This is a genomic window from Caballeronia cordobensis (assembly GCF_001544575.2).
Classification (GTDB): Bacteria; Pseudomonadota; Gammaproteobacteria; order Burkholderiales; family Burkholderiaceae; genus Caballeronia; species Caballeronia cordobensis.
Genome location: NZ_FCNY02000012.1, coordinates 85123 through 104347 on the forward strand (window position 1 = coordinate 85123; position 19225 = coordinate 104347).

The 19225-nt window shown below is 64.5% G+C and carries 21 protein-coding genes; 11 read left to right on the forward strand and 10 right to left on the reverse strand.

The window, feature by feature from the left end:
- Positions 1 to 48: 48 nt before the first annotated feature.
- Both AWB70_RS23215 and AWB70_RS39070 read left to right on the forward strand, forming a co-directional pair.
- Positions 49 to 1071, forward strand: a complete 1023-nt coding sequence (locus AWB70_RS23215; RefSeq protein ID WP_082378095.1) for an AraC family transcriptional regulator — start codon at positions 49 to 51, stop codon at positions 1069 to 1071.
- A 63-nt stretch (positions 1072 to 1134) separates the two neighbouring features.
- On the forward strand, positions 1135 to 1296 hold the full coding sequence (locus AWB70_RS39070; protein WP_167350999.1) for a hypothetical protein: 162 nt from the start codon (positions 1135 to 1137) through the stop codon (positions 1294 to 1296).
- Here AWB70_RS39070 and AWB70_RS23220 read toward each other — a convergent pair whose 3' ends face one another.
- A complete protein-coding gene (locus AWB70_RS23220; protein ID WP_053569423.1) occupies positions 1297 to 1968 on the reverse strand; it encodes a hypothetical protein in 672 nt (223 codons plus the stop codon).
- Between the two features lie 218 nt (positions 1969 to 2186).
- Positions 2187 to 3482 carry an MFS family transporter gene (locus tag AWB70_RS23225; RefSeq protein ID WP_053569341.1) on the reverse strand — a complete coding sequence of 432 codons (1296 nt, stop codon included), beginning with the start codon at positions 3480 to 3482 and terminating at the stop codon, positions 2187 to 2189.
- Between the two features lie 326 nt (positions 3483 to 3808).
- Here AWB70_RS23225 and AWB70_RS23230 point away from each other — a divergent pair, with 326 nt between their 5' ends.
- On the forward strand, positions 3809 to 4831 hold the full coding sequence (locus AWB70_RS23230) for a DUF2891 domain-containing protein (RefSeq protein ID WP_053569342.1): 1023 nt from the start codon (positions 3809 to 3811) through the stop codon (positions 4829 to 4831).
- 13 nt (positions 4832 to 4844) lie between these two features.
- Here the strand turns inward: AWB70_RS23230 and AWB70_RS23235 are convergent, their stop codons facing one another.
- Entirely contained in the window at positions 4845 to 5165 is a 321-nt protein-coding gene (locus AWB70_RS23235; protein WP_053569424.1) for a YnfA family protein, read from the reverse strand.
- A 94-nt stretch (positions 5166 to 5259) separates the two neighbouring features.
- Between AWB70_RS23235 and AWB70_RS23240 the strand changes: the two genes are divergently transcribed.
- A complete protein-coding gene (locus tag AWB70_RS23240) occupies positions 5260 to 6591 on the forward strand; it encodes an MATE family efflux transporter (RefSeq protein WP_053569425.1) in 1332 nt (443 codons plus the stop codon).
- On the opposite strand, the gene AWB70_RS23245 is transcribed toward AWB70_RS23240, so the two are convergent.
- Positions 6580 to 7587: an alpha/beta fold hydrolase gene (locus AWB70_RS23245; RefSeq protein WP_235024339.1), complete on the reverse strand. Its 1008-nt coding sequence runs from the start codon at positions 7585 to 7587 to the stop codon at positions 6580 to 6582. The two genes, AWB70_RS23240 and AWB70_RS23245, sit on opposite strands and share 12 nt — an antisense overlap.
- A 235-nt stretch (positions 7588 to 7822) precedes the next feature.
- Between AWB70_RS23245 and AWB70_RS23250 the strand changes: the two genes are divergently transcribed.
- Genes AWB70_RS23250 through AWB70_RS23260 form a run of 3 tightly spaced genes read left to right on the forward strand, consistent with a single transcriptional unit; the run spans position 7823 to position 9396 of the window.
- Positions 7823 to 8581 (forward strand): DNA/RNA non-specific endonuclease, encoded by a 759-nt coding sequence (locus AWB70_RS23250; protein WP_087086332.1) that lies wholly within the window; start codon positions 7823 to 7825, stop codon positions 8579 to 8581.
- Complete coding sequence (locus tag AWB70_RS23255) at positions 8574 to 8834, forward strand: hypothetical protein (protein ID WP_045454995.1); 261 nt, start codon at positions 8574 to 8576, stop codon at positions 8832 to 8834. The genes AWB70_RS23250 and AWB70_RS23255 overlap by 8 nt, the downstream gene beginning before the upstream one ends.
- Before the next feature lie 46 nt (positions 8835 to 8880).
- Entirely contained in the window at positions 8881 to 9396 is a 516-nt protein-coding gene (locus AWB70_RS23260) for a methylated-DNA--[protein]-cysteine S-methyltransferase (protein ID WP_053569344.1), read from the forward strand.
- Positions 9397 to 9481: 85 nt separating this feature from the next.
- On the opposite strand, the gene AWB70_RS38840 is transcribed toward AWB70_RS23260, so the two are convergent.
- Both AWB70_RS38840 and AWB70_RS23270 read right to left on the reverse strand, forming a co-directional pair.
- Positions 9482 to 10189: an OmpA family protein gene (locus AWB70_RS38840; protein ID WP_053569345.1), complete on the reverse strand. Its 708-nt coding sequence runs from the start codon at positions 10187 to 10189 to the stop codon at positions 9482 to 9484.
- A 219-nt stretch (positions 10190 to 10408) separates the two neighbouring features.
- Positions 10409 to 11050: a DUF2968 domain-containing protein gene (locus AWB70_RS23270; protein WP_053569346.1), complete on the reverse strand. Its 642-nt coding sequence runs from the start codon at positions 11048 to 11050 to the stop codon at positions 10409 to 10411.
- A 43-nt stretch (positions 11051 to 11093) separates the two neighbouring features.
- On the opposite strand from AWB70_RS23270, the gene AWB70_RS38410 reads away from it, so the two are divergent.
- The 4 genes from AWB70_RS38410 (at position 11094) to AWB70_RS23290 (ending at position 14037) form a co-directional block, all read left to right on the forward strand.
- Complete coding sequence (locus AWB70_RS38410; protein WP_053569347.1) at positions 11094 to 11444, forward strand: hypothetical protein; 351 nt, start codon at positions 11094 to 11096, stop codon at positions 11442 to 11444.
- Positions 11445 to 11825: 381 nt separating this feature from the next.
- Positions 11826 to 13337: an ATPase domain-containing protein gene (locus AWB70_RS23280; protein ID WP_053569348.1), complete on the forward strand. Its 1512-nt coding sequence runs from the start codon at positions 11826 to 11828 to the stop codon at positions 13335 to 13337.
- Positions 13334 to 13690: a response regulator gene (locus AWB70_RS23285; RefSeq protein ID WP_053569349.1), complete on the forward strand. Its 357-nt coding sequence runs from the start codon at positions 13334 to 13336 to the stop codon at positions 13688 to 13690. Before AWB70_RS23280 ends, AWB70_RS23285 begins: the two co-directional genes overlap by 4 nt.
- 92 nt (positions 13691 to 13782) lie before the next feature.
- Positions 13783 to 14037 carry a CsbD family protein gene (locus AWB70_RS23290; RefSeq protein WP_014251279.1) on the forward strand — a complete coding sequence of 85 codons (255 nt, stop codon included), beginning with the start codon at positions 13783 to 13785 and terminating at the stop codon, positions 14035 to 14037.
- Between the two features lie 69 nt (positions 14038 to 14106).
- Here the strand turns inward: AWB70_RS23290 and AWB70_RS23295 are convergent, their stop codons facing one another.
- The 4 genes from AWB70_RS23295 to frc form a co-directional block, all read right to left on the reverse strand.
- Positions 14107 to 14769 (reverse strand): hypothetical protein, encoded by a 663-nt coding sequence (locus tag AWB70_RS23295; RefSeq protein ID WP_053569350.1) that lies wholly within the window; start codon positions 14767 to 14769, stop codon positions 14107 to 14109.
- Positions 14766 to 15554, reverse strand: coding sequence for a fumarylacetoacetate hydrolase family protein (locus tag AWB70_RS23300; protein ID WP_053569351.1), 789 nt, complete (start codon positions 15552 to 15554; stop codon positions 14766 to 14768). Before AWB70_RS23300 ends, AWB70_RS23295 begins: the two co-directional genes overlap by 4 nt.
- A gap of 59 nt (positions 15555 to 15613) precedes the next feature.
- Entirely contained in the window at positions 15614 to 17821 is a 2208-nt protein-coding gene (locus tag AWB70_RS23305) for an acetate--CoA ligase family protein (protein WP_235024332.1), read from the reverse strand.
- Between the two features lie 87 nt (positions 17822 to 17908).
- A complete protein-coding gene (frc, locus tag AWB70_RS23310; protein WP_053569352.1) occupies positions 17909 to 19171 on the reverse strand; it encodes a formyl-CoA transferase in 1263 nt (420 codons plus the stop codon).
- Between the last annotated feature and the right edge of the window lie 54 nt (positions 19172 to 19225).

Here is a 19225-nt window from a genome sequence, read left to right on the forward strand (position 1 = left end):
TAGCCGATGCCCAAAACGATCACGCTAACTGAGCGCTTTGGCCACCTAGTGACAACCCCAACTCCCGGACGCAACATCGAGCGCGACTCGATCTCGGTCAGCCTCGTCGAAGCGGCGCTGCGCTGCGCCGAGGCGCGCGGCGTCGCGCGCGAAGGTCTGCTGGCCGCTGCGGGCATCGCGCCGGCAACGCTGGATTCGCCGCGGGCCCGCGTGTCGCCGGTGCAATACGGCAGGCTGTGGAACGCCACCGCCGACGCGCTCGACGACGAGTTCTTCGGCCAGGACCCGCATCCGATGCGCCGCGGCAGCTTCGTGCTGCTGTGCCACGCGGCGCTGACCGCGCGCGACGGCGCGCAGGCGCTCGCGCGCATCGCCGGCTTCATGCGCCTCGTGCTCGATGAACTGACCTTCACGCCCGACATCGACGAAACGCGCGTGCGCATCTGGCTCGACGACAAAGCCGCGCCCAAAACGATGTTCGCCTACGCGACGGGCTTCATCCTCGTGTACGGGCTGTTGTGCTGGCTGGTCGGGCGGCGCATTCCGGTGCTCGCGGCGCACTTGCGCTGCCCCGAACCGCAGGCGAGCGACGAATACCGCCTCATGTTCTGCGACGACCTGCGCTTCGACGCGCCGCGCTCGTTCGTCGATCTGCCGGCCGACTGCGCGGCGCTGCCGGTCGTGCAGACAGCCGCGACGCTCAGGCGCTTCCTGCGCGACGCGCCGGCGAATTTCATCGTGAAATACCGCAATCCGGATTCGCTCGCGGCCCGCATCAAGGCGCGCCTGAAGCAGACCGCGCCGACGGACTGGCCCGAAGCCGACAACCTCGCGGCCGCGCTGCATATGGCGGAAGCGACGCTGCGGCGGCGTCTGAAACAGGAAGGGCTGACGTACCAGACGATCAAGGATGCGCTGCGGCGCGACCTCGCGATCGCGCGCCTCGCGCACACGCAGGACACGATCCCGCAAATTTCCGATGCGCTCGGCTTCGCGGAACCGAGCGCGTTCCGGCGGGCCTTCCGAAAGTGGACGGGCGTGCGCCCCGCCGACTACCGCCGCGAGGGCTGACTGCGCGGGTTTCGCGAGGCTGCTATATTGAATTGTCGATGACTTCGCATCGCGGAGCGCACCATGAAGAAAGCCAGCCAGGATCAACGTTTGAAGGAAGACCGGCCGCGCGCCGCGAACGAAGAGGATTTGCTCGACGAGGCGCTCGAAGAGACCTTTCCGGCGAGCGATCCGATTGCGGTGCATCCGGAACCGGACACGCCGAAAGACGGCAAGAAGAAATAATCACTCGCCCAGTTCGGGCTCGTCCGGGGTCGAGAGCAGCGCCACCAGCTTCTCGACATGCTGATGTAACAGCTTGACGTGCTTGTCGATCTGTTCGAGTCGGCCGGTCAGATCGGCCTTCGCCGCTTCGCTCATGCGATCAGAGGCGATCAGTTCATCGACCTTCGGCTGCATTCCGTCGACCTGTAACAGCCCGAGCTGGCGCTCCAGACGGCGCAAATCCTGCGAAAGCAGTTCGCGATTCTTGCGGAAAAGCAAGTCGCGACGGTTCGCTTCGGCGTTTTGCTGGGCGATATCGGCGACACGGCGCGTCGCTTCGGTCTGCGAAAGCAACGGCTCCGGGCCGCGCAACACCGGGCGCTTCGGCGCGGGATGCGCGGTGCCGCGGAACACGGCCATCGGCGTTTCTTCGTCGATCGCGCGCTGCACGTCGGGCGGGACTTCTTCGCTCGCACGGCGTTCGTCCATCCAGTGCGGCGGCAGGCCCGTCACGAGTTCGATGCCGCGCACGAACTCCTCATTGAAATCGCGCTGACCCGCGACAATGAGCTTCATGAACGTCGGCGAGAAGTTCATCATGCGCGCGAGGCGCCCAGCGCCTCCCGGCGAGCCGACCAGGACGTTCAGGTTGGCGCGCCAGACAAGGAACAGCGTTTCGTCGAAATCTTCCATGAACAGGCTCCAGGCAGACCGACGCGCCCGAAGGTGCACATCGGCGTTGCGCGCGGCGGCTGCGCGCGCATGCATATCCGGTTCCCGCATTTGCTCGTTATGACCGTGCACCGTCGCCGGCGCGTCGTCTACATACCGCATAAAACACCATACTACCTTCATCGGCAAGCGATGCGGACGACGGCCGTGCCGCCGCCGTTCCGCTCGCCACCGGCCCCTCAGGGCTCGTTGCGCAGATAGCCTTCCTTGCTCGGATCGAGCATCCGCCAGGAAACAATGAGCGAAATCGCGCACATCAGGGTCACGTACCAGAAAAACGTGGATTCGCTGCCGAGCGACTTGAGCTTCAGCGCGACGAATTCCGCCGAGCCGCCGAACACCGCGTTGGCGACCGCATACGACAGGCCGACGCCCAGCGCGCGCACTTCCGGCGGGAACATTTCGGCCTTGATGAGACCGCTGATCGACGTATAGAAGCTCACGATGGCGAGCGCCGCGACCACCAGCACGAAGGCCATGACCGGGCTCGACACGGTGGAAAGCGCATGCAGGAGCGGCACGGTGCAGATCGTCGCCAGGCCGCCGAACCAGAGCATCGACGCACGGCGCCCGATACGGTCCGACAACGCGCCGAAGAGCGGCTGCAGCAGCATGTAGACGAAGAGCGCGGCGGTCATCACGTTGCTGGCGGTCTTCGCGTGCATGCCGGCCGTGTTGACCAGGTACTTCTGCATGTAGGTCGTGAACGTGTAGAAAATCAGCGAGCCGCCCGCCGTGAAGCCGACCACGGTCATGAACGCGCCCTTGTGCTGCAGCAGGCCCTTGAGCGTGCCCGCCTCCTTGCGATGACGCGTTTCGGCGGTCGAGGTTTCGTCGAGCGAACGGCGCAGATACAGCGAAACCAGCGCCGCACACGCGCCGATGAAGAACGGCACGCGCCAGCCCCACGCCTTCAGCTCTTCCGTCGAGAGAAACAGTTGCAGGATCACGAGCACGAGAAGCGCGGCAAGCTGCCCGCCGATCAGCGTCACGTACTGGAACGACGCGAAAAAGCCGCGCCGGCCGCGCAGCGCGACTTCACTCATATAGGTCGCGCTCGTGCCGTATTCGCCGCCCACCGACAAACCCTGGAACAGGCGCGCGATCAACAGCAGAAACGGTGCCCACGCACCGATGCTCGCGTAGGTCGGCAGGAAGGTGATGACGAGGGAACCGCCGCACATCATCAGGACGGAGATCATCATCGCGTTGCGGCGGCCGTGCTTGTCCGCGATGCGGCCGAAGAGCCAGCCGCCGATCGGGCGCATCAGGAAGCCCGCCGCGAACACGCCCGCGGTGTTCAGAAGCTGCACGGTCGGATCGCCGCCCGGGAAGAACGCCGCGGAGAAATACAGCGCGAGGAACGAGTAGATATAGAAGTCGAACCACTCGACGAGGTTGCCCGACGAGGCGCCGACGATCGCGAAAACGCGACGCCGGGTGTCCTCGGGGGTATAAGCGTGAATGTCGGTCATGTTGTTTCTGGCTCTTGGTCACTGTCTGGGTGGCGTTTGCCGGGGCTCGTGACCCCGGCGCGGGCGCTCTTGGCGGCGTTCGGGCGCAAGTTTATACGACGGTTCGGCGAAGGGCGCGCGACCGTGGCGTGCGCAATTTCCTGACCTCTGTTTTCCGCCGATGGCGTGCGGCGCGCGCTCAGGCTTGTCATAAAAGCATTTCGCTGCCGTTTTGCAGGCGTGCGGCCGCTCCGGTTTCGCGTGCATTTAGTAATTACCCTTAGACTAGATTTCACACTATTTATCGATAAAGTCTCGGAATCACGAATCGCATCGACGAGGACCGCATGAATCCGCATCAACCGATCACGCTCGACGCCGCGCTCGCGTCGAAGTTCGCGCAGGTCGCGCTCGGCCACCTGACGCGCGAATATCCGAACAAGCTCGATCACGTCATGGCCGGCGAGGCTGATGTACAAGGCCCGCGCGCGCTGCATCCGATCTTCTACGGCAGCTTCGACTGGCATTCCTGCGTGCATGGCTACTGGCTGATCGCGCGCCTCTACGACCGCTTTCCCGGCTTGCCGGAGGCGCAGCGCATCCGCGCGGTGATCGACGAGCATTTCACCGCCGCGAACGTGGAGGCGGAAGTCGCCTATTTGCGGCGTCCGGCCGCGCGGGGTTTCGAACGGCCGTACGGCTGGGCGTGGCTGCTCGCGCTCGCGGGCCAGCTTCGCTCGATGCAGTCCGACGACGGCGCGCGCTGGGCTCGCACGCTCCAGCCGCTTGCCGATGCATTCGTCGCGCGCTTCGAAGAATTTCTGCCGAAAGCGACGTATCCGCTGCGTGTCGGGACGCACTTCAACATGGCGTTCGCGCTGACGCTGGCGATCGGCTATGCGCGCATCGCTCAGAATGCGGACTTCGAGCGCCTGCTGAGCGGCACGGCCCTGCGCTGGTTCGAACAGGACGAGGCGTGCCAGGCGTGGGAGCCGGCGGGCGACGAATTCCTGTCGCCGTCGCTGATGGAAGCGGTGCTGATGCGCCACATGCTGCCGGGCGACCGCTTCGTCGGCTGGTTCGACCGCTTTCTACCGCGCATCGCGGCGCGCGAGCCTGCGACGCTTTTCACGCCCGCAACCGTCACCGACCGCAGCGACGGCAAGCTCGCGCACCTCGACGGCCTGAACCTGAGCCGCGCATGGTGCCAGCGGACGATCGCACGCGCGCTGCCGCCGGGCGATGCGCGCATCGCCGTGCTCGAAACCAGCGCGGGCGAGCATCTGGCTTCGGGGCTCGCCCACGTCGCGGGCGATTACATGGGCGAGCACTGGCTCGCGACCTTCGCGCTGCTCGCGCTCGAAGCGTGACGCCGGCCGCGCCTCAGACGCGCGGCTGAAACGCAATCACACCCATGCCGACGAGCGCGATCGCCGCGCCCGCGAGATCCCACGCCGTCGGCCGGATGCGGTCGACGGCCCACAGCCAGGCGATCGCCACGCCGATATACACGCCGCCGTACGCCGCGTAGATGCGCCCCGCGGCGGTATCGTGCAGCGTCAGGAGCCACGCGAAGAGCGCGAGCGACAGCGCGCCGGGCACGACGAGCCACGGCGACCCGCCCTCCTTGATCCATCGATAGGGAAAATAGCAGCCCGCGATTTCCGCGATCGCCGTGACGATATAGAGCGCGAATGTTTTCATGACGCGCATTATCGACGCACACGCGATGTTGCGCGCCGCGCGTCCGGTCTGGACAATGACGCGCTTGTCCTGGCCAACCATCCCGCACAATCCGATGAAAGCGGTGCCCCTGCACTGGCACAAGCGCGTGCTGACGCTCGCGTTTCCGATCGTACTCGCCAATCTCACGCAGCCGATTCTCGGCGCGGTCGATACCGCCGTCGCCGGCCATCTCGACGGGCCGCAGTATCTGGGCGGTGTCGCGCTCGGCGGGCTCGTGTTCAGCTTCGTGTTCTGGGGCTTCGGCTTCTTGCGCATGGGCACGACGGGACTCGTCGCGCAGGCGTTCGGCGCGCGCGACGACGACGCATTGCGCGCGAGCGTGCTGCGCGCCTTGCTGCTCGCGCTGGCGATCGGCGCGGCCGTGCTGGCGCTGCAGGTGCCGATCATCCGTTTTGCGCTGCTGGCGCTCGGCGGCAGCGCGGCCGTGCAGGACACCGCGAGCGCGTATTGCCACGCGCGCATCTGGGCCGCGCCGTTTGCGCTCGGCAATTACGTCGTGCTGGGTTATCTGCTGGGCTGCCAGCGCGTGCGGCTCGCGCTCGTCACGCAGATTTTCATCAATCTGGTGAACATCGTCGCGGTGCTGCTCTTCGTGTATCGCTTCGGCTGGGGTATCGGGGGCATCGGCGCGGCGACGGCGTTCGCGGATTTCTGCGGTTTCGCGCTCGGCCTCGCGATTCTCTGGCGGCTGCGTCCGCGCGGCCTCGCGCCGCTCGCACCGCGCGCGCTCTTCGACGCCCACGCGATGCGCCGGCTCGTCGCGATTAACCGCGACATCTTCATCCGCACGATCTGCCTGCTCGGTTCGTACGGCTGGTTCGCGCATCTCGGCGCGCGTCAGGGGGATGCGATCCTCGCCGCGAACGCCCTTCTGCTCAACTTCCAGACCTTCATGTCCTACGGGCTCGACGGCTTCGCGCACGCCGCCGAGGCGCTCGTCGGGGCCGCCGCCGGCGCACGCGACCGCCATGCATTCCGTCAGGCCGTGAAAGTGACGATGCTGTGGTCGGCGATCGGCGCAGCGGGCTTTTCGATCGTCTTCGCCTTGAGCGGCGGGTGGATCATCGGCGCGCTGACGGATCAGGCCGTCGTGCAGCATGAGGCGCTGCGCTTTCTGCCGTGGGCCGCGATTCTGCCTCTTGCATCCGTCGCGGGTTTCCAACTAGACGGCGTGTTCATCGGCGCGACGCGCACGCACGAACTGATGAAGGCGATGGCCGTGTCGCTCACGATCTTTCTGCTTGCGGCGTGGGCGCTCGCCGGATCGCTCGGCAATCACGGGCTGTGGCTCGCGCTCACCGTTTTCATGGTGGCGCGCGGCATCACGCTGGCCGTTCAGTTGCCCGCGATCGAGCGCGTGGTGTGTGCGCGGTCAGTTCGCTAGGGGCTTTGACGCGGCGAGTCCCTCCAGCAACGCCTTATGAAACGCCGCCGGATCCTGCATCTGCGGCGCATGGCCAAGCTCCGGAAACTCGACGAGCTTCGCCCCCTCGATGCGCTCCTTCGCCAGCTTCGCGAGATCGGGATAACGACCGAGCGTCGGACGAATTTCCGGCGGCGCGAAGTCCTTGCCGATCGCGGTCGTGTCCTTGTCGCCGATCAGGAGCAAGGTCGGGGTTCTGAGATGATCGAATTCGTAGACGACGGGCTGCGTGTAAATCATGTCGTAAATCAACGCCGAATTCCACGCGACGATATCCTTGCCCGGCCCGCGATACATGCCCGCGAGCATCTGCACCCACGGTTCGTAATCGGCGCGCCACTGGCCCGAGTAATACGTGTTCGTCTCATAGCGGCGGATGCCGTCGGCGCTGGTCTTCAGCTCGCGCGCATACCAGTCGTCGATGGAAATCGGCGGCACGCCCTTCGCCTTCCAGTCTTCGAGCCCGATCGGATTGACGAGCACGAGCTGCTCGGTCTCGCGCGGATACATCAGCGCGTAACGCACCGCGAGCATGCCGCCAGTCGAATGCGCAATGAGGGTCGCGCGCGAAACGCCGAGCGCCGCGAGCAACGCGTGCGTGTTGCGCGCGAGTTGCTGAAAGCTGTACTGGTAGCGCTCGGGCTTGGTCGATTTGCAAAAACCGATCTGATCCGGCGCGATCACGCGATAGCCCGCGTCGCTCAAGGTTTCGATGGTCTGCTTCCAGGTCGCCGAACAGAAGTTCTTGCCATGCAGGAGCACGGCGGTACGGCCGTTCGGATGCGGCGGATGCACGTCCATATAGGCCATGCGCACCACCTGACGCTGCGACGTGAGCGAAAAGCGCGCGACCGGATATGGATAATCGAAGCCCTGCAACTCGGGGCCGTAGGCGGGGCCGTCGTTGCCTGACTGCGGCGCGGGTTCGTCGGCGTGCGCGTGCAAGGCGAACAGCATCGCGAGACACGACATCGAAAATCGAAAGACGGACTTGCTGCGCGTTGAGTTCATTCGCGTTGTCGAATTGATTTCGGGCCGGGGCATTCTAGCGCGCCTGTATTTCACGCGCGTTCGCGTGCCTCACCCGCCAGGCGCGCCGATGAGCGCTTATACTTTGCGGCCTCCGGCGCCGCGCAAGGTTGCCATGCGGCGCACGGTTTTCATGCATCACATTCAGCCCGGATTCCAACGCATGCAATTTCGCATCAAGGCATTCGCCGCCGCGCTCATCGGTCTTGTGTGTACCGGTGCATTCGCGAGCGATTGTCCGCAGTTCAGCCCGAACGGCCGCGCGCCGGTCGTCGTCAATTCGAAGATGCGCGCGTCGACGCAGGAAATCTGCTATTCCGACTTCGCGCTGCTTCACTCCGGCATCACGAAAGGGCCGCTCTGGTCGGCGGAGCATCTGACCTCGCAGAGCGTCGATGACGCGAAGAACAACACGCGCACCAATCGCTTTTTCGTCGACAAGCGCCTGCCGCCCGACGAAAGCGCGCAGCTTTCCGATTACAAGCGAAGCGGTTACGACCGCGGTCACATGAGTCCCGCGGGCGATCGCGCGAGCAGACAAGGCATGGCCGAATCGTTCTCGCTCGCGAACATCGTGCCGCAAGACCCGTCCAACAACCGGCGCATCTGGTCGCGCATCGAGGAAGCGGTGCGCAGGCTGACGGAAGAATCGGGCGAAGCCTATGTCGTCACCGGGCCGCTTTTTTCGGGACGCGAGTTGCAGACAATCGGCGAATCGCGCGTGTTCGTGCCGACGCAACTTTATAAGGTCGTCTACTTGCCGCAGCGCGGCATCGCGTTCGCGGTCGTCGTCGAAAACACGCCGACGAACACGTACACGATGAAAACCGTGCGCGAACTCGAGACCATGAGCGGGCTCTCGTTTCCGGGCATACCGGACGGACTGAAGGACAAACGAATTGGAGGACTGCGAGGTGTTTAAACCATTTGCCAACGACACGGACGTGATGAACATCGCGGGCGACGCGATCAATATCGAGAATGGCGTGAAGCGCCTGTCGATCAGCGGCGATCTGACGATCACGCGCGACAAGGCCGGTCTCGCGAACGCGCTCGCGCTGCACAAGGCGCTCGGCGCCATCGTCGAAGCCTTGCAAGGCGATGCCTCGCTGCCCGCGAAGCTGCCCGACGAGCCGAGCGCGCCGTCCGGCACCGCCGAGAATCCGTTCATCTGACGCGCCGTACAATGATTGCGTCGTATTGGCCGCGCGGAGCAATGAAGTGATCGAATCCCATGTCGGCCCGAGCCCGCTCGGGCACATTCTCTATCGCGCGGAAGATGGCTGTCTGACGGGGCTGTTTTTCGTCGGCCAGAAGCATTTTCCCGATGGTCTGCCCGAGCCGACGCTGTCCGATGCGCCGCCGCGCTCGCGCGTGATCCTCGAAGCGCGTGAGCAGATCGACGAATACTTCGCGGGCGCGCGCACGGAATTTTCGATCGCGCTGCGGCTCGGCGGCACAGCGTTTCAGCAGCAGGTGTGGAACGCGCTGCGGCAAATCCCTTTCGGCGACGCCTGGACCTACGGCGATCTCGCGCGCCGGCTCGGCTTGCCCGCGGGCGCATCGCGGGCCGTCGGCGGCGCGAACGGGCGGAATCCGGTGGCGATCATCGTGCCGTGTCATCGCGTGATCGGCGTCGATGGAGAACTGACCGGCTATGCCGGCGGCGTGGAGCGCAAGCGGCATTTGCTCACGCTGGAGGGCGGCCCGGGGCGCGAGCAACTCGCGCTTTTCTGAGCGCCGGTCGCACTCGGCCCGGAAACGCAAAAGCCCGCAAACCGTTTGGTTTGCGGGCTTTTCCGTCGATGCGGTGCCGCGAGGGTTACGGCGCGAGCGTCACTTCAACACGGCGATTTTCCGCGCGGCCTTCAGTCGTTGCGTTCGATGCGACCGGATTCGACTTCCCATAGCCTTTCAGCGCAAATCGGTCGGCTTTCAGCCCGCGGTTCTTCAGATAGTCCAGCACAGCCTGCGCGCGGCGCTCGGACAGCGCAACGTTATACGATGCCGAGCCGATCGCATCCGTGAAGCCCTGAACCGAGACCGAAGCGAGCGTCGCGCCCTGCGTTTCCGCGACGAGCGTGTCGAGAATGGCCTTGGCCTTGGGTGTCAATTCCGCGCTGTCGAACGCGAAGTTCGTCTTGTCGTCGAGCACGACCTTGCGCGGTGCAGGCGCGGGCGCCGGCGCGGGTGCGGGGGCCGGTGCGGGGGGCGGCTCTTGCGCCGGAGCGGCCTGCGGCGGCATTCCGCACGTGAAGGTCACGTTGCGCGGATCGCTCGGCGTATTCGTTCCTGCAATGGTCTGGAGGACTGCAACGTTCTTGTCGCCGCACATTTTCTGAGCGGCGGTCATGCACGCGCTTCCCTTCTCGAAAACACCGTAGCATTCGGCGCGATACGCCTTTTGACCATTCGACGTTTGAATCTCCTGGATATTGAAAGCCGGTCCCGTGATAGTGGAACAGCCCGCAAGGACGGCGGCCGCCATAAGACTGACGGCGAAGGTTTTCGTGAGCATCTTGATGTTCATACGGGTCAACTCCAAAGCGCGAAGCCGCTTAATGCGTGCCTCATTTCCAAGCCCGATTGCTCTCTGAAAAGAAGCAGGCAAAGTAGGTGAATCGATCTCGGATAGATGCATCGATCGATGAAGCTATCCAAAAGGCCGCGCGATTGTAGCGCGCGCACTTTCGCGGATTAAGCGGACAACTCCCAAATTAATGCGCCCGCCGAATGCACGACGAAGCGCCTATTTGGCCGGAACGGGAAAATCGCCGTCGGCCTGTTTTTGCAGTTCCTGCACGCGCAACTGCAAAGCGCGAAGCTGCGCCTGCGCGGCCGCCTGCTCTGTGCGCAGTTCACGAACCGCGTTCTGTTGCTCCTGCTGATAATTCGTCACCTGGCCTTGCTGCGCATGGGCGATATCCAGGTCCGCCTGAAGCCGGTTGGCACGCTCCTGCTGAACCGCGATCTGGCGGTCGGCATAGGCTTTTTCGGCTTCGAGTTTGATGCGCCTGATTTCCGCGTCGGCGAGCGTCACCGACATTTTGGCGAAGTCAGAATAAATCGCCTCAGCGCGTGCGTCATTTTGCGTTTTGACCACGCGCCAAATCGCGTTTTGCTGAAACAGCGCGGCATAATAAATCATCTGCTCCGGAAAATACGAAAGACTCGCGCCGAAACTGCCATTCAACGTTTTGCGCAATTCAGTGATTTTCCGGCCCGCTATCAGACGCTCAAGTTCCGCGACATCGCCGTTCTTCGCCGCCGCCCCGTCCGGCATATTCGACGCGGCGTTCGTGGATATTTCGCCAGCCGCGAATACGGATGCGAAAGGTCCGGCAAGACCGGCCGAGATCAACACGATATTCGCAATCAACAGGCGTTTCATTGCGATTTTCCGTAACGATTAAACGCGTCGTCCGGAAAGGATTATGGTGTCGCGAAGCCGCCAATGCCAGCCGATTTATGCGTTATTCGAAAACGCGAAATCGTGCGGAAATCAAATTGTCGACTGGCGCTTCGGCGCCGGTTCGTCCGCGCTGCGCAACGGTTGCGGCGGTCGGAGGATGCCCGCATCGGACGGCGCGGGATTCATGCGCGAGAAAATCTCACGGTCGGCGCGAAAGTCGAACGGCGTGCTCGACAAGATGCGCGCGTCCGGCAGCGGCTCGACGGCGTGGACCGGTCGGGCGCTGACAGCAAAAAAAGACAAAAGGCAGGCGGCGAGCGCGAAAGCGCCCGGAATCGAGTGCGAACGGAACATGGCGAGAAAGATAATCTGATGGCGCGAGCGCCTGGACGGAGCAGCCGGAAGAAGATGCACACGGCTACGGCACAGCTTGTCATTTCACCAGCGTTAGCGCGCCCTGCCCATGAGAAGGTTCTCAAAGATTCCTGCTTTCCGACAAACGTGGTTGAGCGCCGGCGCGATCGGGCGTGAAAAATGCGACTCGGAACTATTCGCTCGTCCGCGCGAGCGCCGTCCGGCCGCGCCCTGCGCGTGTCAAAACGATGGCGCCCGGCAGCGGCACGCAAGACCAGATACGCATGAAACGGCGCGGCGGCGGGGATGACGGGCGCGTCATGCAAGCACATGATTGCCGAGAGTCAGCCATAATGCGCCTTCGCAAAAAGCCGGATCGTCCAGTAAAAACGAAAATGCCATGACTCAAGACGACAATCTCTCCACCGATCGACCCCGGCAGCCCGCCTCCACGGACGACAACGTCACGACCGGCGTCGTGGGCCTCGACAACATTCTGGGCGGCGGTCTGGTCGAAGGCGGCCTGTATCTGATCGAAGGCATGGCGGGCGCCGGCAAGACGATTCTCTCGTCGCAGATCGGCTTTCACCGGGTCGCGCAAGGCGACACGGTGCTGTACATCACGCTCATCGCCGAATCGCATACCAAGCTGCTGTCCCATCTGAAGGCGCTCTCGTTCTACAACGCCGACGCCATCTCCGACCGGATGCTCTTCGTCTCCGGCTATCACGAACTGATGCGCGACGGGCTCTCCGGTTTTCTCTCGCTGATCGCGTCCACGATCAAGTCGAGCCGGCCGCGCTTCATGGTCATCGACGGCTTTCGCAGCGCGCGCGAATTCAGCTCGACGGAGCTCGAACTCTCGCAGTTCATCCACGAACTCTCCGCTTTCGTGAGCGCCGCCCGCTGCACGACCCTGATTCTCGCGCCGCTTTCCGGCAACGAGCCGCATCCGGAACACACGCTCGTCGACGGGCTCATCGAGCTGAACCGCTACAACACGGGCATGCGGCGCGCCCGTGAAATCGAGGTCCACAAGCTGCGCGCCCGCGATCACTTGCTGGGCAAGCACTTTTTCAAGATCACGGAGCAAGGTCTCGTGACCTTCCCGCGCATCGAGGCGTCGCCGGCCAGTCCCGACGGCCTGCCCGACTTCAGCAACAAGCTCGCGTTCGGGTTTCCCGATTTCGATCAGATGCTCGGCGGCGGCGTCGTGCGCGGCTCGACGACCACGCTCATCGGGCCATCGGGCATCGGCAAAACGCTGCTCTCGCTCAAATTTCTGCAGGCGGGCGTCGAACGCGGCGAGCGCTGCGTGTACTTCGGGCTTTACGAGTCGCCCGAGCGGCTGCTCGCCAAGGCGCGCTCGGTCGGCATCGACCTCGCGCCGGCCGTGGCGGACGGCCGTTTGTCGATTCACTGGCACCCGGCCGTCGAACTGGCGATCGACGAACTCGCCGTCGAGCTGTTGAACGCGGTCAGGAACACGAATGCGTCGCGCCTCGTGGTCGACGGCATCGACGGATTTCATCAGTCCGCGAACCGCACGGAGCGTTTCGGACTGTTTCTCAACGCGCTCACGCACCGCCTGCGCGATGCGGGCGTGACGACGATCCTCACCGAAGAACTGCCGCTCTACGGCAATCCGACGCTGCCCGCAACGCTGCGCGCGTCGGCGCTGACCGAGAACATCGTGCTCATGCGCTACGTGGAGGCGAATTCGTCGCTGTATCGCATGGTGTCGATCGTGAAGCAGCGCGAAGGCACGCACGATTCCGCAATCCGCCGCCTGACGATCGACACGCGCGGCCTGCATATCAGCGAAGGTTTCATCGGCACGACGGGTATGCTGTCCGGCAGTCCGTCGGCGGCGCCCGCGCTCTCGGTGGCGGATCCCGGCGCGCGCGCATGAAAAAGATCCTCGTCGTCGACGATGAATTCGACATTCTGACCACCTGGCGGCTCGTGCTCGAAATGGAGGGCTACGAGGTCGTGACCGCCTCCAACGGACGCATGGCGCTCGACGCCGCGCGCTCGAATCCGCCCGCGCTCGTCATCACCGACTGGATGATGCCGCACATGGACGGCGTCCAGCTGATCCGGCAGCTCGCCGCGAGCGACGGGCTCGGCGCGGTACCGGTGATCCTGATGAGCGCGGCGGCCAACGCGCCGGCGCTCGACCATCCGCACGCGCAATTCCGCCGCAAGCCGCTTTCCATCGACGATCTCATCGACGCGGTCAGGGGTCTCATCGGTCCCGCCTGACTAGGCACGCGACGTGCTGTACAGGAGCGTTCCGGCGCAACCGGACTCAGAAGGACACACGAGAAACCGCTCAACCGAAAAGGGAGGCACCTATGGTGCAGGATCAAGTGGAAGGCGCGGCGCAACGCGTCGTCGGCAAGGTGCAGGACGCGGTCGGCGCGCTGACGGGCGACGAAGCCACGCAAGCCGAAGGCAAGGTCCGGCAGGCGTATGGCAACCTGCAGCAAAGCTACGGACAGACCGTCGACAACGTGCGGCTGGCGGTGGCGAACCAGCCGATTCAGGGCGTGCTGATCGCGGCGGCCGTCGGTTTCATGCTCGGCGCGTTGTGGAATCGCGATCGTTGATGCGCGCCGCGCGTCACGTCTGATGTATCGATGACAAAGCCGGCGTGACCATCACGCCGGCTTTGCCGTTTACGGCGCCTCGCGCACGACGCCGACGCGCACCGCCGACTGCGCACATCCGATGGCAAGCGCGGCGGCCATCACCACGAGCGCGCCGTGCGTGCCGGTCATCACGGCCACAATCGCCAGACCGCACGACGCCGCGCCGTTCATCCCATTCGCGAGCGGCACGCCGGCCGCGCCACCCATTGCGAGCGACAAATGCGCGCCAATGAGTGCAAGGAGCGCGAGCGCGGGCAGCACGGCGAACGCGCCCGGTTGCGCGCCGAACACATAGGCGAGCGCCGCGCACGCGCCGGCGCACGCGAGATGCAGCGCCTGCGCATTCGCGCCTTCCCGATCGACCCGCGCGCAAGCCAGATAGCCGAGGGCCGCGATCGCGCCGCCTGCCGCCGCCGCATACGCGCTGTTCGAGGCCGGCAGCAACCACGCGACGAACGCGAGAGTCGCCAGCAACGCGTGCGCCGACGCGCTCGACGGACCGCGGTCGAGCCGATAACCCGCGAATCCGGCGACAGCGGCAAGCGACAGCGCGACGGTGTCCATGCCGCACAGCGCGACGACGGCCGCGCCCGCCACCCAAGACCAGCGTATCGCGCCCGCGCGCATCGACGCACCCGCCGATAGCGCCGCGAGCACGCACAACGCGCCCGACAGCGCGTCGCCGATCATGCTTCGAGCACGTTCGACAGCGTGCCGATGCCCGCAATGGACACATCCACGCGCGAGCCGTCCTTGATCGAGCCGACGCCGATCGACGTGCCGCATGCGATCACATCGCCGGGAACGAGCGTCATGTCCTGCGACAGCAGACTCACCTGTTCGGCGGGCGAGAAGATCATGTCGTCGAGCGGATAGTTCTGACGCTCGACGCCTTCCAGCGTCGTGACGACGCTCGCCGCGCGCCAGTCGAAGCCGTTGCCGGGCGTGACGATCGCGGGCCCGAGACACGTGAACGTGTCGAAGCCCTTCGAGCGGCACCATTGCGCGAAATTGGGATCTTCCTGCAGCAACTCGATAGCAGTGACGTCGTTGACGCAGGTGTAGCCGAAGATCGCGGCTTCCGCCTCTTCGACCGACGCGCCGCTCACCGTCTTGCCGATCACGATGCCCAGTTCGCCTTCGTAGGCGATCTTGCCGTGATAGCTTTTCGGCCGGCGTATCGATGCGTTCGGCCCGATCACCGACATCGGCGGCTTGATGAGAAAAAGCGGATGCGCGGGCGGCGCTTTATCGAGCTTCTGCGACAGCGCGTAGTAGTTGTTCCACAGCGCGATGACCTTGCTCGGCTCGCACGGCGCGAGCAGCGTGAGATCGTCGGCGGCGAAGCTGATGTCGGTCGGGCGCGGGCGGTCGAACATCGCGCCGTCGTGCTGCACGACGCGGCCCGAATGCTGATCGAGCGTGCCGAAGCCGATGCTGCCATCGGCATCGCGAAAACGAATCCAATGCGTCACGTTTGTCTCCTTGTGATGGGGCGCGGACGTTCGTGGTCCGCGCCCTCGTCCCCTCCTCCTTAAATCTGACCCGCGCCGCGCGCCCACTTATATTTCGCACCGAGCACCGCGACGGGCAATTCGGTCGAATACGCGTAGGCCGGCACGCCGTGCTCGTACAGGTATTCGGCCGCTTCCTCCACCTGCACGTCGCCGGCGAGCGAGGCCACGATCGGCTTCTCGATGCCGAGCGCCTTCATCTCCTCCTTCACTTCGACGACGAGCTTCGCGAAGACCATCGGCGGCGTGATGATCGTGTGCCAGTAACCGAGGATGATCGAATGGATGCGATCGTCCTCCAGCCCCAGGCGGATCGTGTTCTTGTACGTGCTCGGCGGCTCGCCGCCCGTGATATCGACCGGATTGCCCGCCGCGCCGAACGGCGGGATGAACTTGCGGAACGCGGCGTCGAGATCGTCGGGCATCGTCATGAGCGAGAGGCCGTTGTCCACGCAGGCATCCGACAGCAGCACGCCCGAGCCGCCCGCGCCCGTGATGATGACGACGTTCTCGCCCTTGGGCGTCGGCAGCTTCGGAATGCCGCGCGCAAATTCGAGCAGATCGCGCAGCGAGCGCGCGCGGATCACGCCGCACTGCTGGAACACGTCTTCGTAGATCTTGTCGTTGCCCGCGAGCGCGCCCGTGTGCGAGCTCGCCGCGCGCGCGCCGAGACTCGTGCGGCCCGCCTTCAGCACGACGACCGGCTTCTTCTTCGACACGCGCTTCGCCGCTTCCGCGAACGCACGGCCGTCCTTCAGATCCTCGCAGTGCTGCGCGATGATCTCCGTGTTGTCGTCCTGCTCGAAAAACGTGAGCAGATCGTCTTCATCGATATCGCTCTTGTTGCCGAGACCCACGATTGCGGACACGCCCATCTTCGCCGAGCGCGAGAAGCCGATGATCGCCATGCCGATGCCGCCCGACTGCGACGAGAGCGCCGCCTTGCCCTTCACGTCGTACGGCGTGCAGAAGGTCGCGCAGAGGTTCTTCGGCGTGTAATAGAAGCCGTAGATGTTCGGACCCATCATGCGGATGTCGTACTGGCGCGCGATCTTGACGATCTCGTCCTGGCCTTCGTGATTGCCCGTTTCCGCGAAACCGGAAGGAATCAGCACCGCGCCCGGAATCTTCTTCTCGCCCACTTCCACGAGCGCGTGAGCCACGAACTTTGCCGGAATCGCGAACACGGCCACGTCGATCACGCCGGGCACGTCCTTCACGCTCTTGTACGCCTTGCGGCCCATGATCTCGTCGGCTTTCGGGTGGATCGGATAGATCGCGCCCTGATAGCCGCCGTTGATGAGGTTCTTCATCACCGAGTTGCCGATCTTGCCATCCTCGTTCGACGCGCCGATCACCGCGACCGCATCGGGCTTCATGATGCGGTTCATCTGCGTGACGATCTGCTCCTGCGTCGGGCGATAACGCGGCTCCGCCGGCGCGAAATCCATCACGATGCGCACGTCCGCGGCCACCGCGCCGCTCGGGCTCGCAAAGACCGGGTTCAGGTCCATCTCGGAGATTTGCGGGAAGTCGTCCACGAGACGCGACACGCGTTCGATCAGCGTGATGAGCGCCTCGCGATGCACCGGTTCCGCGCCGCGCACGCCGCGCAGCACCTCGGCGGCCTGGATGCCGTCGAGCATCGAAGCGGCTTCGTCGCGCGTCACGGGCGCGAGCCTGAAGGTCACGTCCTTCAGCACTTCGACGAGCACGCCGCCGAGACCGAACGCGATCAGCTTGCCGAACGACGGGTCCGTCACCGCGCCGATGATCACTTCCTGGCCCGCGCCGACCATCTGCTGTACCTGCACGCCGACGAGCGTCGCGTTCGGGTCGTACTTCTTCGCGTTCGAGATGATCGTATCGAAGCCCGCGCGGACGTCGTCTTCGCTCTTTACGCCGACGAGCACGCCGCCCGCTTCCGTCTTGTGGAGGATTTCCGGCGAGACGATCTTGAGCACCACCGGATAGCCGATGAACGATGCGAGCTTCGCGGCATCGTCCGCCGATTTCGCGACGCCTTCCTGCGGCACCGCGATGCCGTATGCATCGCAAACCAGCTTGCCTTCGGGCGCGGTGAGCGACGTGCGGCCTTCGGCCTTCACGCGATCGAACACTTCGGCGACGCGGCGTTTCGCGTCGGGCGCATGCAGCGGCACGACTTGCGCCGACTGCGCGGATGAATTGGCGGCTTCGCTGCGTTCCTGGACAACCGTGTTGTTCATTTTGGCGAATCTCCGTGTATTTAGGCGTGCAGGGGCCCGCGCCGCCTCGTTCGAGGCGGCGGCGGTCAAGCGTTCAGAGCGTCAGAGTCAGATCGCGCCGAGACTCTTCAATGTGGCGACCTGGTCGGGCGTGTAGCCGAGTTCGGCCATGACTTCATCGGTGTGTTCGCCGAGCAGCGGCGAGCGCACGACTTCGGTGGGGCTGTCGGACAGCTTGATCGGGTTGCCGACCGTGAGGTACTTGCCGCGCACCGGGTGATCCACTTCCACCACCGTGCCGGTCTTGCGCAGCGACGGCTCTTCGGCGATTTCCTTCATCGAGAGGATCGGGCCGCACGGAATGTCGTGCTTGTTGAGGATTTCCATTGCCTGGAACTTGGTCTTCGACATCGTCCAGCGCTCGATTTCATCGAAAATCTGTTTCAGGTGCGGCAGACGCGCGTTCGGCGTCTTGTAGTCCGGATGGTCGATCCACTCCTCCTTGCCGATCACCTTGCAGATTTCGCCCCACACCGGCGCCTGCGTGATGAAGTAGATGTACGCGTTCGGATCGGTTTCCCAGCCCTTGCACTTGAGAATCCAGCCCGGCTGGCCGCCGCCCGATGCGTTGCCAGCGCGCGGCACCGCCTCGCCGAACGTGCCGTTCGGGTACTGCGGATATTCCTTCATCACGCCGGTGCGTTCGAGCCGCTGCTGATCGCGCAGCTTCACGCGGCACAGATTGAGCACGCCGTCCTGCATTGCGGCGAGCACTTTCTGGCCGCGTCCGCTCGTGTTGCGCTGATACAGCGCCGTGACGATGCCGAGCGCGAGATGCAGGCCGGTGCCCGAATCGCCGATCTGCGCGCCGCTCACGGTCGGCGGACCGTCGTCGAAACCGGTCGTCGAGGCCGCGCCGCCCGCGCATTGCGCGACGTTTTCGTAGACCTTGCAGTCTTCGTACGGTCCCGGCCCGAAGCCTTTCACCGACGCGACAATCATCCGCGGATTCAGCTCCTGGATGCGCTCCCACGTAAAGCCCATGCGATCCAGCGCACCCGGCGCGAAGTTCTCGACGAGCACGTCGCACTTCTTGACGAGCGTTTCGAGCACCTTCTTGCCTTCGGGATTCTTCGTATCGATGGTGATCGAACGCTTGTTGTGGTTGAGCATCGTGAAGTAGAGGCTGTCTGCGTCGGGAATGTCACGCAGTTGTTCCCGCGTGATGTCGCCCGCGCCCGCGCGCTCCACCTTGATCACGTCCGCCCCGAACCACGCGAGCAGCTGCGTGCAGGTCGGGCCGGACTGAACGTGCGTGAAATCCAGGATGCGCACGCCGTCCAGCGCCTTGCCAGATGTGTTTACCGTCATGACTTGTCTCCCAATCTCTTACGACGTTTATAAGTTCACGTTTATTTGTACATC